The sequence below is a fragment of the Phenylobacterium sp. genome, from assembly GCF_965284355.1.
GTDB lineage: Bacteria > Pseudomonadota > Alphaproteobacteria > Caulobacterales > Caulobacteraceae > Phenylobacterium.
In genome coordinates this window covers 3,715,168-3,727,580 of the sequence record NZ_OZ260078.1, presented here as the reverse complement: position 1 = coordinate 3,727,580, position 12,413 = coordinate 3,715,168, and the positions used below count along the sequence as shown (strand labels likewise).

Annotated in this window: 14 protein-coding genes; 9 read left to right on the top strand and 5 right to left on the bottom strand. The window is 69.3% G+C overall.

Features of this window, described 5'->3' with window-relative positions; genetic code table 11:
* Position 1: 1 nt before the first annotated feature.
* Positions 2-775, top strand: coding sequence for a peptidoglycan editing factor PgeF (gene pgeF / locus ACQ66R_RS18435; protein WP_430424268.1), 774 nt, complete (start codon positions 2-4; stop codon positions 773-775).
* Here the strand turns inward: pgeF and ACQ66R_RS18430 are convergent.
* Positions 756-1,829: a calcium:proton antiporter gene (locus tag ACQ66R_RS18430; protein WP_430424267.1), complete on the bottom strand. Its 1,074-nt coding sequence runs from the start codon at positions 1,827-1,829 to the stop codon at positions 756-758. The genes pgeF and ACQ66R_RS18430 overlap by 20 nt on opposite strands.
* A 118-nt stretch (positions 1,830-1,947) precedes the next feature.
* Here ACQ66R_RS18430 and ACQ66R_RS18425 point away from each other — a divergent pair, with 118 nt between their 5' ends.
* The 5 genes from ACQ66R_RS18425 (at position 1,948) to ACQ66R_RS18405 (ending at position 6,219) form a co-directional block, all read left to right on the top strand.
* Entirely contained in the window at positions 1,948-2,883 is a 936-nt protein-coding gene (locus ACQ66R_RS18425; protein ID WP_430424265.1) for a ribose-phosphate pyrophosphokinase, read from the top strand.
* A gap of 102 nt (positions 2,884-2,985) precedes the next feature.
* Complete coding sequence (locus ACQ66R_RS18420) at positions 2,986-4,044, top strand: hypothetical protein (RefSeq protein ID WP_430424263.1); 1,059 nt, start codon at positions 2,986-2,988, stop codon at positions 4,042-4,044.
* Positions 4,045-4,189: 145 nt separating this feature from the next.
* Positions 4,190-4,789, top strand: coding sequence for a 50S ribosomal protein L25/general stress protein Ctc (locus tag ACQ66R_RS18415; protein ID WP_430424261.1), 600 nt, complete (start codon positions 4,190-4,192; stop codon positions 4,787-4,789).
* Between the two features lie 33 nt (positions 4,790-4,822).
* The gene (gene pth / locus ACQ66R_RS18410) at positions 4,823-5,449 is read left to right on the top strand and encodes an aminoacyl-tRNA hydrolase (protein ID WP_430424259.1); all 627 of its coding nucleotides are present in this window, start codon (positions 4,823-4,825) and stop codon (positions 5,447-5,449) included.
* Positions 5,446-6,219, top strand: coding sequence for a tetratricopeptide repeat protein (locus tag ACQ66R_RS18405; protein WP_430424257.1), 774 nt, complete (start codon positions 5,446-5,448; stop codon positions 6,217-6,219). Before pth ends, ACQ66R_RS18405 begins: the two co-directional genes overlap by 4 nt.
* A 75-nt stretch (positions 6,220-6,294) precedes the next feature.
* Here the strand turns inward: ACQ66R_RS18405 and ACQ66R_RS18400 are convergent, their stop codons facing one another.
* The 3 genes from ACQ66R_RS18400 to ACQ66R_RS18390 all read right to left on the bottom strand — a co-directional run bounded on the left by ACQ66R_RS18400 (position 6,295) and on the right by ACQ66R_RS18390 (position 9,195).
* Positions 6,295-6,975, bottom strand: coding sequence for a PEPxxWA-CTERM sorting domain-containing protein (locus ACQ66R_RS18400; RefSeq protein ID WP_430424255.1), 681 nt, complete (start codon positions 6,973-6,975; stop codon positions 6,295-6,297).
* 221 nt (positions 6,976-7,196) lie between these two features.
* Positions 7,197-7,601: a c-type cytochrome gene (locus ACQ66R_RS18395; protein ID WP_430424253.1), complete on the bottom strand. Its 405-nt coding sequence runs from the start codon at positions 7,599-7,601 to the stop codon at positions 7,197-7,199.
* A gap of 1 nt (position 7,602) precedes the next feature.
* Positions 7,603-9,195, bottom strand: a complete 1,593-nt coding sequence (locus ACQ66R_RS18390; RefSeq protein WP_430424252.1) for a flavin monoamine oxidase family protein — start codon at positions 9,193-9,195, stop codon at positions 7,603-7,605.
* 218 nt (positions 9,196-9,413) lie between these two features.
* On the opposite strand from ACQ66R_RS18390, the gene ychF reads away from it, so the two are divergent.
* From ychF to ACQ66R_RS18375, 3 genes are read left to right on the top strand one after another with little or no spacing between them, the layout of a single operon-like run.
* Positions 9,414-10,511 (top strand): redox-regulated ATPase YchF, encoded by a 1,098-nt coding sequence (gene ychF / locus ACQ66R_RS18385; RefSeq protein WP_430424250.1) that lies wholly within the window; start codon positions 9,414-9,416, stop codon positions 10,509-10,511.
* Positions 10,512-10,532: 21 nt separating this feature from the next.
* Positions 10,533-11,207, top strand: coding sequence for a dienelactone hydrolase family protein (locus ACQ66R_RS18380; protein ID WP_430424248.1), 675 nt, complete (start codon positions 10,533-10,535; stop codon positions 11,205-11,207).
* 17 nt (positions 11,208-11,224) lie between these two features.
* Complete coding sequence (locus tag ACQ66R_RS18375) at positions 11,225-11,929, top strand: dienelactone hydrolase family protein (protein WP_430424247.1); 705 nt, start codon at positions 11,225-11,227, stop codon at positions 11,927-11,929.
* Here the strand turns inward: ACQ66R_RS18375 and ACQ66R_RS18370 are convergent.
* Positions 11,926-12,390 carry a hypothetical protein gene (locus ACQ66R_RS18370; protein WP_430424245.1) on the bottom strand — a complete coding sequence of 155 codons (465 nt, stop codon included), beginning with the start codon at positions 12,388-12,390 and terminating at the stop codon, positions 11,926-11,928. The genes ACQ66R_RS18375 and ACQ66R_RS18370 overlap by 4 nt on opposite strands.
* Between the last annotated feature and the right edge of the window lie 23 nt (positions 12,391-12,413).

The window sequence follows — 12,413 nt, the reverse complement described above, 5'->3', positions numbered from 1 at the left end:
GATGACCGACCTGCCCATAATCACCTCGAAGCTGCTGGACCTGCCGGGCATCCGCCACGCCTTCTTCACGAAGCAGGGCGGCGTGTCGGAGGGCATCTACGAGAGCCTGAATGTCGGGGCCGGGTCGAAGGACTACCCGATCGCCGTGGCCGAGAACCGCCGCCGCGCCGCGGCCCACATGGGCGGCGAGCTGGTGACGGCCTATCAGGTTCACTCGGCCACCGCCTTCGCCGTGCAGGGGCCGTGGGGGTCGGGTCCGCCCGAGGGCGATGGGGTGGTGACCGACACCCCCGGCGTGGTCTGCGGCGCCCTGGCGGCCGACTGCGCCCCGATCCTGCTGGCCGACCCCGTGGCGCGGGTGGTGGGCGCGGCGCATGCCGGCTGGAAGGGCGCGCTGACGGGCATCGCCGAGGCGGCCATCGAGCGCATGGAGGCGTTCGGCGCCCAGCGCGGCCGGATCGTCGCCGTGGTCGGCCCCTGCATCGGCTGGGGCTCGTACGAGGTAGGGCCTGAGTTCTACGATCGGTTCGTGGCCGACAGCGCCGCGGCGGCGCGGTTCTTCGTGGACGGCGACGGCGATCGCAAGATGTTCGACCTGCCGGGCTACGTGCTGGACCGCCTGACCCGCGCCGGCGTGGGGACCTGCGAATGGGTGGGGCACGACACCTGCGCCGAGGCGGACCTGTTCTTCTCCAACCGCCGGGCCTTCCACCGCGGCGAGCCCGACTATGGCCGCCTGCTGTCGGCGATCATGCTCACGGCGCCACCGTCGTGAAGAGGTAGACGGCGAAGATCACCAGGTGGACGGCGCCCTGCAGCACGGTGGTGCGGCCGGCGCCCAGCGACAGCGTCGCCACGATCAGGGTCAGCACCAGCAGCACCATCGACTTGGCGTCGAGGCCCAGCGCCAGCGGCCAGCCCATGACGAGCGACACCGCCGCGACCGTCGGGATCGTGAGCCCGATCGACGCCAGCGCCGAGCCCAGCGCCAGGTTCAGGCTGGTCTGAAGCCGGTTGGCCCGCGCGGCCCGGACCGCCGCCAGGCTCTCGGGCAGGAGAACCAGCGCGGCGATCGCCACCCCGACCACGGCCTCGGGCGCGCCGGCGCTCTTCACCGCCGCCTTCATCACCGGGGCCAGCGCCTTGGCCAGCAGCACCACCGCCCCCAGCGACGCGACGAGCAGGACGAGGCTGGTCATCGCCGCGGCGTTGGAGGGCGCCGCGGCATGGGCGTCCTCGTCAAGCGCGGCGGTCGCGGGCAGGAAATAGTCGCGGTGGCGGACTGTCTGGACCAGCACGAACACCAGATAGAGCACCAGCGACACCAGCCCCACGAAGGCCAGCTGGCCGCCGGAGTAGGTGGGGCCGGCCGTGCTGACCGTATAGTTCGGCAGCACCAGGGCCAGGATGGCGAGCGCGGCGATGGTGGCCAGGCTTGCGCTGACGCCGGCCTGGCCGAACGTCTGTTCGCGGTGGCGCAGGGCTCCCACCAACAGGCAGATGCCCACGATGCCGTTCAGGATGATCATCACCGCGGCGAAGACCGTGTCGCGGGCCAGCGCCTGCTCCTCCGGGCCGCCGGCGACCATCAGCGAGACGATCAGCGCCACCTCGATGACGGTGACCGCGACGGCCAGCACCAGCGTGCCGAACGGCTCGCCGACCCTGTGGGCCACCACCTCGGCATGATGAACCGCCGCCAGGACGGCGCCCACCAGGGCCGCCGCGACGATGAGATTGAAAAGTCCGCCGAGTCCCGCGCCGGCCATGACGGCCCATGCGACAAGCGGCGCGACCCAGGTCCAGTGCGGGCGTGGGAGGCGATGCATCCCGCCACCTTAGCGAGGGCCGGCGACAAAGCGAAACTGAGAGCGCCTGCGCCCTTGCCCGCGCGCCGTCCGCTGCTACAAGCGCGCGCAACATCCTGACTCCCGCCCTGAGGCCCCGATGAAGCTGCTCGCCGGCAACTCCAATCGCACCCTGGCGCAGGCGGTGGCGAGCCACCTGGACCTGCCGCTCTGCCGGGCCCAGGTGAAGCGGTTCGCCGACAACGAGGTCTGGGTCACCATCGACGAGAACGTCCGCGGCGAGGACGTCTTCATCCTTCAGTCCACCAGCTATCCGGCCAACGACCACCTGATGGAGCTGCTGGTCTGCATCGATGCGCTGAAGCGCGCGTCGGCCCGTCGGATCACGGCGGTGACCCCCTACTTCGGCTATGCCCGCCAGGACCGGAAGACCGGCGGCCGCACGCCGATCTCGGCCAAGCTGGTGGCCAACCTGATCACCCGCGCCGGAGCCGACCGGGTGCTGACGATGGATCTGCACTCGGGCCAGATCCAGGGCTTCTTCGACATCCCGACCGACAACCTCTTGTCCGCGCCGCTGCTGGCGAACGACATCAAGGACAACTACGAAAAGACCAAGGATCTGCTCATCGTGTCGCCCGACGTGGGCGGCGTGGTCCGGGCGCTGGCCGTCGCCAGCCGCCTGAACGCCGACTTGGCCATCGTCGACAAGCGCCGCTCGGGCCCCGGCAAGTCCGAGGTCGCGAACATCATCGGCGACGTCGACGGCCGCCGCTGCATCCTGTTCGACGACATGATCGACGGCGGGGGCACGCTGTGCAACGCGGCCCAGGCCCTGGCCGACGCCGGCGCGGCCGAGGTTTCGGCCTACTGCAGCCACGGCGTGCTGTCGGGCGGCGCCATCGAGCGCGTCGAAGGCTCGGTCCTGAAGGAGCTGGTCGTCACCGACTCCATCGCGGCGCCCGACCGCATCGGGACGTCCAGCAAGATCCGCTACGTCAGCTGCGCCAGCCTGATCGGCGAGGCGATCCGGCGCATCGCCAACGAAGAGAGCGTGTCGAAGCTCTTCGACTAGATGCGGCCCGAGCTTGCCCAAGGCGGCAAACCACGGCTAATCCATAGGCCTCCCGGGGGCGGACACTAGAAATCACCACTGTACAGTGGGGGAAGCCGTCTGATGCCGTTCGTTTTCCGGCCCCGAGCCGTCCGTCTCGCTCTTCCGGCCCTGCTGGCCGCGTTCGTCGCCGCCTGCGCCGAAGCCCCGAAAGTGGTCGCGCCGCCACCCCCGCCGCCTGCCCCGGTGGTCCAGCTGTCGCCTCGGCTGGTGGAACTGGCCAGCGCCTATCGGCTGTATGTGAACAACACCACGGCCATCGCGCCGGCCTTCACGGACGGCGAGGCGATCGCCGCCTCGCTGCGCACCGGCGTCCAGTACGAGCCGCAACAGCTGGCCAAGGGCGCCATCGCCTATGGCGCCGTCGTGGCCCTGCAGGACCGCGCCTTCGTCGAGGGCGTGCGCATCTACGCCAAGGACGCGACCCAGCGCCGTCAGGTGGCCTACGAGATCCTGAAGGACCCGGCCTATGCGGTGGGACTGAACGGCTCGGCCAGCGCCGCCGGCCAGATCATCGCGGCGCTGGGGGGAGACGCGCAGCGGCTCTACGACAACGGCAAGGCCGTGAAGCAGGCCGCCTACGACATCCAGAAGCAGCCGTGGTCCAAGGCCGACGTGCCCGGCCGCGACGCGCGCCTGGCCACCGCCAAGAGCCTGTCGGCCGCCGCCATGACCGGCAGCGTCGACGAGACCGCGAGGCTGCAGCAGGCCTCGTCGGGGGCTGCGGTGCTGGGGGTCCCGGCAGGCGCGCCCGTCTCGCCGCCCTACACCCAGACGGTGGTGCGCGCCCTGGCCGTGGCCGCCCTGGCCGCCCTGGGCGAGGCGGGCGACGCCAATGTCAATTCGGTGCTGGGTCTGGTGACCGAGCCCAACGTCGGCATGTGCATGAACATGTCGAAGCTGAACCTCTACCAGTGCCTCGCGGTGGCGCGGCCGCACTACGAGGACGTCTTCTGCCTGGGCCAGCACGGCATGATGGACACCGGCCGCTGCATGATCCGGGCGGCGGGCCTGCCCGAGCCCTACGAGGCGCGGTTCATTCCGAGCCAGGAGTCGATCAACAAGGGCATGCAGGTGAAGAAGCCGCCGGCGAAGCGCAAGCCGGTGAAGAAGAAGAGCTGACGAAAACGCCGCGCAAATGAGCTCAGCCGCCCCGTTGCGCAGGGCGGGGCTTTTGTGTATCTACGCGCACCCTTTCGACCGACAGGTCATAGATATTTCGTCGCCGCGCGCGAGTCGCGCGGCGGCTTCGTTTTGAGGCAAGGCCATGGCCGAGATCATTTTGAACGTTGAAGTGCGCGAACAGACCGGCACCGGCGGCGCGCGCGCCACCCGTCGCAGCGGCAAGGTCCCGGGCGTCCTGTACGGCGGCGACAAGGATCCGGTGGCCATCGCCGTGAAGTCCAACGAGTTCCGCAAGGCGCTCTACACGGGCAAGCTGCTGGGTCACCTGGTGACCCTGAAGTACGGCGAAGAGACCCAGCCGGTCATCGCCAAGGCGATCGACATGCATCCGGTCACCGACGAGCCCTGGCACTTCGACCTGTACCGGGTCGACGAGCACCAGCAGATCAAGATCGACGTGAACGTCCACTTCGCGAACGAAGAAGCCTCTCCGGGCCTGAAGCGCGGCGGCACGCTGGGCGTGACCCTGCACGCGGTGTCGGTCTCGTGCCACGCCGACGAGATCCCGGAAGAGATCGTGGTCGACCTGACGGGCCTGGAAATCGGCGACACCGTGCGCGTCGCGGACCTGAAGCTGCCGGCCGGCGTCACCGCCGCGATCGACGGCGACCTGGCCGTGGCCTCCATCACGATGTCCAAGGGCGTGACCGACGCCGCCGAGGCGACGGAAGGCGAGGCCTAGTCCTCGCACTTCGCATAGGGATCGGGGACGTCCGTGCTGCTCATTGCAGGCCTGGGCAACCCTGGCCCCACCTACGCGAAGAACCGCCACAACATCGGCTTCATGGCCGTTGACGAGATTGCGCGCCGCTGGGGTTTCTCCGCGGCGCGTTCGCGTTTTCAGGGCCACTGTTCCGAGGGCCAGATCGACACGCCGCAAGGCCCGGTCCGCGCGCTGATCCTCAAGCCACAGGGCTACTACAACGAAAGCGGCCGCGCCGTGGGCGAGGCGGTGAAGTTCTTCAAGCTGGATCCCGCCGTCGACCTGGTCGTGTTCTACGACGAGATCGACCTGGCGCCGGGCCGCTTCCGCATGAAGGCCGGCGGCGGGGCGGCGGGCAACAACGGCGTGCGCTCGATCACCTCTCAGGTGGGCCCGCACTTCCGCCGCGCGCGTCTGGGCACCGGGCATCCGGGCGACAAGGCCCTGGTGCAGGGCCACGTGCTCAGCGACTTCCACAAGGCCGAAATGGCCTGGGTCGAGCCCCTGCTGCAGGCCTGCGCCGACGCCGCCCCGCTGCTCGCGATGGGCGAGGACGAGCGCTACCAGACCGAGGTGATGCGCCTGGCGCCCGCCGAGAAGGCCGACCCGCGCAAGCAGGCCCGAGGCGGCGGCGAATGAGCACCCTGGGTCTGCTGGGCGGCTCGCTGCCGCTGATCGGGCTGTCGCTGATCTTCTCCATCGCGCTCGCCGTCCATGTGGTGCGGACGGGGCGCGAGCTGTTCTGGCTGTGGATCATCCTGATCTTCCAGCCGCTGGGCGGGCTGGTCTATTTCATCGCCATCGTGCTGCCCGAACTGACCCGCGGGTCAGGCGCCCGGAAGCTGGAACAGACGGCGCGCGCCGCGCTCGACCCGGCCCGCGAGTACCGCGAGGCCAAGCGGGCCTGCGAAGACACGCCGACGGTCCGCAACCAATCACGGCTGGCCGGGGCCGCGGCCGAACTCGGTCGCTTCGAGGAAGCCGAACAGCTCTACGCCCAGGCCGCCCAGGGCATCCACGCCGAGGACCCGGCGCTGCTACTGGGGCGCGCCAATGCGCTCCTGGAACTGGGCCGGCCGCAGGACGCGCTGGACGTCATCCAGCTCATCCCCGGCGGCGAGACGATCGATCCCCTGGCGCCCGGCGCGGTCCTGGCGTTGGCGCGCGCGCATGAGAGCCTAGGCCATACGGCGCAGGCCGACACAGCCTTCGCCGAGGCCGTTCAGCGCGTGGCCGGGTTCGAGGCCTTTGGGCGGTACGCCGCCTTCATGGCGCGCAACGGCCGCAAGGACGAGGCCCGGGCCGCCGTCGCCGACATGGACAAGCGGCTCACCAAGCTGTCGGGTCACTTCCGCAAGGAAGGCAAGCGCTGGCGCGACCTGGCGGCCAAGGCTCTGTCCGAGGCCTGATCCGGGGCCGAGGCCTGATCCGGACAAGCAAAAGCCCCGGCCGACGACCGGGGCCCTGCCTGCGTTCTGGCTGAACTAGAGCGCGCAGCTGGTCCGACGACGGCGCAGCATCGCGCCCGCCGAGCCGAAGCCCAGGATCATGAGCGCCCAGGTCGTCGGCTCCGGAATGCCGCCGATGACGTCGCCCGTCGCCGTGCCCGAGGCCAGCAGGTACGAGCCGCCGAAGCGGAACCCATAGATGTCGGCCGTGTCGCGCGTGATGCCGCGGAACTGGAACTGATTGAAGCCGCCCGGGGTGGAGATCGGGGCGTCCGTGGCGAGGTTGTACTCCTCGAGGACGTTGCCGTTGATATCGAGCGCGGCGATGGTCGGATCATCGCCGACGCCGGGGGCGTAGTTGAAGAAGAAGCCGATCTGGCTGTAGGCGTTCGGGCCGACGAGGAAGCCGAAGCCGCCCGGACCGTCGAGGCCGATGTACACCGCGTCCCCGCCGAACGAGCCGTTGGCATTGAGGCCGTAGCCGCCCTGACCGACAACCGCGCCTTGGCCGGAGTTGTTGGTGGTGTTGGAGCGGGTGAAGGTGAACTCACCCACCGCCACCGGCCCGTAGGTGAAGTTGTAGCTGCCGTTGTCGTAGCCGGTGAGGTCGAGGTCAGGGCCGGTGTAGCCGGCGTCCGTCGTGATCAAGGCCGCGTTGGCCGCGCCCGCGGACAAGGTGATCGCCGCCGCAGCGACGAGGATGGTCTTCAGTTTCATAGCACCCTCCAGAGAGACGGGACCCCGTTGAACCCGGACATCCGGGTTCTCCCGACGTTCAAGTCAGTTGATGATCGAACTCGGAGGAAGGCAGCTCGCCCCGTCGGCAGATACGCAGCCCAGCCGGAGACACCCCCTCCAGCGCACCAACCTGGGCCATGGGCCACAAGTTCCATCCTGAAGGCGTTATTCTTCGGCGGACCGCTGGAAGGCTTTGGGGGCTATCGCCGCGACGGGGGCTGGCCGAAGGCCGCGACGTCGTCGGCCGTGACCGGGTCCTTGAAGTCGTTGCCGAAGTGGGTGCGCAAGTAGCTGATCAGTTCGCGCGCCTGATCCTTGCTGAGCGTGTCGCGGAACCAGGGCATGCCGCCCTTGCCGTTGGCGATGATGTAGGACGCGTAGGCCGTCGTCCCCAGGCGCGGATTGTTGGCCAGGGACGGGAAGGCGCCCGCGCCGACCGCGCCCTTGGCGTCGGCCATGTGGCAAGCCTGGCAGAAGGTCTTGTAGACCTCGGGCCCGGTGCGGGCGACGGGCGGCTTGGTCCCGCCGGGTCCGGGTTCGTCGGCCAGCGACGGGGTGGTCAGGGCCGCGGCGACGGCGAGGCCGGTGAGCAGGCGACGGATCATCTCAGGCCTCCAGCGCGCGCTTGTGCAGACGGGTGATGGCGTCCAGCGCCGACAGCAGCGAGCCTTCCATCCAGCAGCCCACATACGAGGCGTGTTCGCCGGCCAGGACGATGCGGTCTTCGACGGACACAAGCTCCTGATAGTGCTCCCGTCGGGTGTCCTCGTTCCAGCGGGCGCAGCAGCCCATGACCCAGGGCACCCGGCTCCAGGCCACCGAGGCGCCGTTCGAGAACTCCTTGCGGTAGCTGGCCGGATGGAAGACCGAGCCCTGCTCCAGGGCCGCCTCGATCCGCTCGGCCGGCGTCAGGCCCGAGAGCCGATAGCCGCCGGCCCCGTTGGCGAACGAGCCCAGCAGCACCGCCGGTCCGTCCTGGAAGAAGTTGTTGTTGGGGTAGGAGATCAGGCCGATCTCCTGGTTGGTGAACGAGTGGCCGCCGTAGATGTCGGCCTCCTCCTCCCAGAAGCGGCGGCGCATCTCGAGGCCGATCTTCACGCCGTTGGAATAGGGCACCGCCGCGATCGCGGCCTGCTTCTTCTCCGACAGGTTCGATTCGATCTGGCTCAGCACGGTCAGGGGAATGGTGCAGACGCAGTAGTCGGCCTGGGCCGTGGTCGCCGTTCCCTTGGCGGTGTCGGTATAGCTGACCGTGACGCCGGTCTTGTCCTGGAAGAGCTTGGTGACCTTGGCGTTGTAGGTGATCAGGCGGCCGACCTGGCGGGCGAATCCCTCGCCGATCTTCCCCATGCCGCCCACGGGCTGGAACATGGTGGTCTGGAACTCGTCGTTCATGAAGAACGACATGTTCGCCGCGATGCCCGACTTCAGCACCTCGTCGAAGGGCAGCAGGTCTGAAGGCTTCGGCGCGCCGTTCACGCCGCCGCCGGGCGGCAGCTCGAAGCCGCGATGGCTGGAAGAGCGCTCGCCCTTCACATAGCGCATGTCGCCGTCGAGCATGCCCCACGAGCGCAGAGCTTCCTTCAGTCGGTCGGTGTCTTCGGCGGTCAGCCGGGTGTCGAGCGCCTTCTGGTCGATGGCCTTGCCCAGCAGCTCGGCGACGCCGCCCTCGAAGTCGGCGGCCAGCGATCGGAACCGCTGCGGCGCGCCGCCGAAGGCCTCGGTGTTGTGGACGTAGGCGTTGTGGTTGAACTGGATGAACGGCTCCAGCGCCACGCCGAACTTCTTGCAGTAGTGCAGCAGGGTCCGGTGATGGTGCGGAATGCGCCAGGGGCCGGGGTTCAGGTAGTTGCCCTTGGCGAAGCCCACCTTCTGGGTCGCCCCGCCCATCTCGGTGTAGGTGTCGCCGCCATAGAGCGACCAGTTGCGGCCGCCGGGACGGTTCTGGAATTCGAGGATTCGGACCTTGTAGCCCGCCTTTTCCAGCTCGTAGGCCGCCAGCATCCCCGCCAGGCCCGCGCCCAGCACGATCACGGACGCGCCCTTGCGCGCTCCGGACAGGTTGGGCGGACCGGGGAAGCGGGTTTCGGCGGCATGCCCGAACGCGGTCATCATCTGGTAGACGGCGGCCGTGCCGCCCATCAGGCCGATGGCGTGAAGAAGCTGGCGGCGCGTTGGAACTTGACGTCCGGACTCCATGTATCCCCCGAGTGAGTACGCTTGCAGGTCCGGGTTAATGCCGCCCAGCGCGGGGCCGGGAGCGAATGCGCGACAAGCGGCGCCAAATCGCGTTGGAAGGCGCGGATTCGAGCGCCACATGACTAGCCGCTAAGCAGGCGGTTCCTCGCCCGCTTCGCGCGCGCCTCTGCGCGTGCTAGGCAGCGCCCCCGCTAAGTCCCTAGGAACTGCTGCTCCCCATGGCCCTAAAAGTCGCCATCGTCGGCCTGCCCAACGTCGGCAAATCGACCCTCTTCAACGCGCTGACGCAGACCGCCGCCGCCCAGGCCGCGAACTATCCGTTCTGCACCATCGAGCCCAACACGGGCGACGTGGCGGTGCCCGAGCCGCGCCTGGAGAAGCTGGCCGCGATCATCCCGTCGAAGGAGATCATCCCGGCGCGGATGAACTTCGTCGACATCGCCGGCCTGGTGCGCGGCGCGTCCAAGGGCGAGGGCCTGGGCAACCAGTTCCTGGCCAACATCCGCGACTGCGACGCCGTGGCCTTCGTGGCCCGCTGCTTCATCGACGACGACATCACCCACGTGGAAGGCCGGGTCGATCCCATCGCCGACCTGGAGACCATCGAGACCGAGCTGATGCTGGCCGACCTCGAGAGCCTGGAGAAGCGGGTCGTCAACCTGGAGAAGCGCGCCAAGACCGGCGACAAGGAGAGCGCCCAGACCCTGCGCCTGGTGCAGGCCGCGCTCACCGAGCTGAACGCCGGCCGCCCCGCCCGCAAGGTCGAGGTCTCGGCCGAGGACGAGAAGGCGTGGCGGATGCTGCAGCTGCTGACGTCCAAGCCCGCGCTGTACGTGTCCAACGTCGACGAGGGCTCGGCCGCCACCGGCAATGATTTGTCCAATGCGGTCGCGGAGCGCGCGAAGAGGGACGGCGCCGACCACGTGGTGATCTCGGCCCAGATCGAGAGCGAGATCGCCCTGCTCGACCCCGAGGAGCGCACCGAGTTCCTGGAGACCCTGGGTCTCACCGAGCCCGGCCTGAACAAGCTGATCCGCGAGGCCTACCACCTGCTGGGCCTGCAGACCTACTTCACGGTCGGCCCCAAGGAGGCGCGCGCCTGGACCATCCACAAGGGCGACACCGCCCCGCAGGCGGCCGGCGTGATCCACACCGACTTCGAGAAGGGCTTCATCCGCGCCGAGACCATCGCCTACGAGGACTATGTGAACCTCAAGGGCGAAGCCGGGGCGCGCGAGGCCGGGAAACTCCGTCAGGAGGGCAAGGAGTATGTCGTCCGGGACGGAGACGTGATGAACTTCCGGTTCAACGTGTAACGACAGATAACGAGGGCGGAGATGGGCGAGACGATCACTCTGGCGGGCGCGGACGGCTTCGAGTTCAGCGCCTATCACGAGCCCGCATTCACCCCGCACAAGGGCGGCGTGATCGTGATCCAGGAAATCTTCGGGATCGACCGGCACGTCCGGGCCGACGTCGAGCGCTGGGCCAAGATGGGCTACGAGGCCATCGCGCCGGCGATGTTCGACCGCCTGCAGCGCGACTTCCACGCCGAGCATGACGACGCCGGGATCAAGGCGGGGATCGAAAAGGCGCGCGCCACGCCGCTGGAGCAGGCGCTGGGCGACCTCGCCGCCTGCCGCGACTTTCTGAGCAAGCACGGCGGCAAGGTCTGCGTGGTGGGCTATTGCTATGGCGGCTCGCTGACCTGGCTCGCGGCCTGCAAGGTCAAGGGGATCGCGGCGGCGTCCAGCTACTACGGCTCGATGGTCCAGGCGAACGCGGCGCTGACGCCGATGTGCCCGACCATCGTCCACCTGGGCCGTACCGACCCGGGCATCCCGGCCGACGACGTGGCGGTCGCCGTCGCCGAGCATCACGGCGACAAGGTTCCGGTCTACATCTACGAAGGCGCCGGCCACGGCTTCAACAACCAGAGCCCCGAGCGCTACAACGCCGAGGCGGCCGATCTGGCGCGCCACCGCACCCTCGAACTGTTCGACCATGCTTAGGCTCGAGGCCTGAGGCCGTGGGCGAGCAGATCCGGCTGGCGAGCCCGCGCGACGGCTTCGAATTCGACGCGTATCGAGCGCCGACCATGGACGCCCGGCGCGGCGGCCTGGTCGTCTGCCACGCCATCTGGGGCGTCACCCCGCACCTGCGGGCCCTGGCCGATCAGTTCGCGGAGGATGGCTACGAAACCATCGTGCCCAGCCTGTTCGACCGCCATCTCGAGCTGGACGGAGCCCGCGGCTTCGCCGAGCGCGACACCGACCCGGCGCTCTATGCCCGCCAGAACGGCTACGCCGAGCATGCGGCGTGGGGGGCGGAGGTGCTGGACGGCGTCCAGGCGGCCATCGACGCCATGGCGCCGCCCGTATTCGCGCTGGGCTTCTGCTTCGGCGGGACGGTGGCCTGGCTGGCGGCGTCGCGCTGCACGGGCCTGTCGGCCGTCGCCTCGTACTATGGCGGCCAGATCATCGACTACCTGCACGACGCGCCGAAGGTTCCGACGCTGTTGCACCTGGGCAAGACCGACGAGCTGATCCCGCCGGCCACAGTGGCGGCGATCCGCGAGGCCTATCCCGAGATGCCGGTCCACGAGTACGAGGCGGGCCACGCCTTCGTGGCGCCCAACGGCTTCCATGCCGACAGCGCCCGGCTCTCGCGCCTGCGCACCCTGCAGCTGTTCGCCCGGAACGGCGGGGGCAACAACCGGGGCGGGGAGCCCTAAAGCTCGATCTGCTTCCTCACCTCGGGATGCCGCTCCAGCACGCGCACGAGGGCCGCCTGGGCCGCGAGGATGCCGATGCCAGCCGCGTAGCCAGAGAAGACGCCGGCCGGATAGCGGCCGCCGTGCGCGGCGATGGAGATCTGCCAGTAGATCAGGGCCGCCGCCCCGCCCAGCAGGACCACGCCGCCCACGATCGAGCGCACGTTCTGGCCGAACCCCGCCTGGAAACTCATCCAGACGTACCGGGCGAGGGTGCGTCGCAGCACGCCCACCGCCAGGGGCACGGACAGCGAGAGCGACAGGAAGAGCCCCGGCCACAGCAGGGTCCGCTGCACCAGCAGCGGGTCGCCCGCCAGACGGTCGAAGGCGTGGACCACGGCGCCCGCGTAGATGAGCCCGGCCGTTGCGACGGTCAGGTCCTGGGTGCGACGGAAGTTTCTCCAGGCGGGCGTGTGAGCCATGGGCCGAATGTGCCGACAACGCG

Bases quoted from the DNA above. Each gene is read 5' to 3' on its own strand.
- ACQ66R_RS18390 (WP_430424252.1), bottom strand. From the start codon at position 9,195: ATGGAGTCCGGACGTCAAGTTCCAACGCGCCGCCAGCTTCTTCACGCC.
- ACQ66R_RS18400 (WP_430424255.1), bottom strand. From the start codon at position 6,975: ATGAAACTGAAGACCATCCTCGTCGCTGCGGCGGCGATCACCTTGTCC.
- ACQ66R_RS18415 (WP_430424261.1), top strand. From the start codon at position 4,190: ATGGCCGAGATCATTTTGAACGTTGAAGTGCGCGAACAGACCGGCACC.
- ACQ66R_RS18430 (WP_430424267.1), bottom strand. From the start codon at position 1,829: ATGCATCGCCTCCCACGCCCGCACTGGACCTGGGTCGCGCCGCTTGTC.
- ACQ66R_RS18395 (WP_430424253.1), bottom strand. From the start codon at position 7,601: ATGATCCGTCGCCTGCTCACCGGCCTCGCCGTCGCCGCGGCCCTGACC.
- ACQ66R_RS18425 (WP_430424265.1), top strand. From the start codon at position 1,948: ATGAAGCTGCTCGCCGGCAACTCCAATCGCACCCTGGCGCAGGCGGTG.
- ACQ66R_RS18380 (WP_430424248.1), top strand. From the start codon at position 10,533: ATGGGCGAGACGATCACTCTGGCGGGCGCGGACGGCTTCGAGTTCAGC.
- ACQ66R_RS18370 (WP_430424245.1), bottom strand. From the start codon at position 12,390: ATGGCTCACACGCCCGCCTGGAGAAACTTCCGTCGCACCCAGGACCTG.
- ACQ66R_RS18420 (WP_430424263.1), top strand. From the start codon at position 2,986: ATGCCGTTCGTTTTCCGGCCCCGAGCCGTCCGTCTCGCTCTTCCGGCC.
- pgeF (WP_430424268.1), top strand. From the start codon at position 2: ATGACCGACCTGCCCATAATCACCTCGAAGCTGCTGGACCTGCCGGGC.
- ychF (WP_430424250.1), top strand. From the start codon at position 9,414: ATGGCCCTAAAAGTCGCCATCGTCGGCCTGCCCAACGTCGGCAAATCG.
- ACQ66R_RS18405 (WP_430424257.1), top strand. From the start codon at position 5,446: ATGAGCACCCTGGGTCTGCTGGGCGGCTCGCTGCCGCTGATCGGGCTG.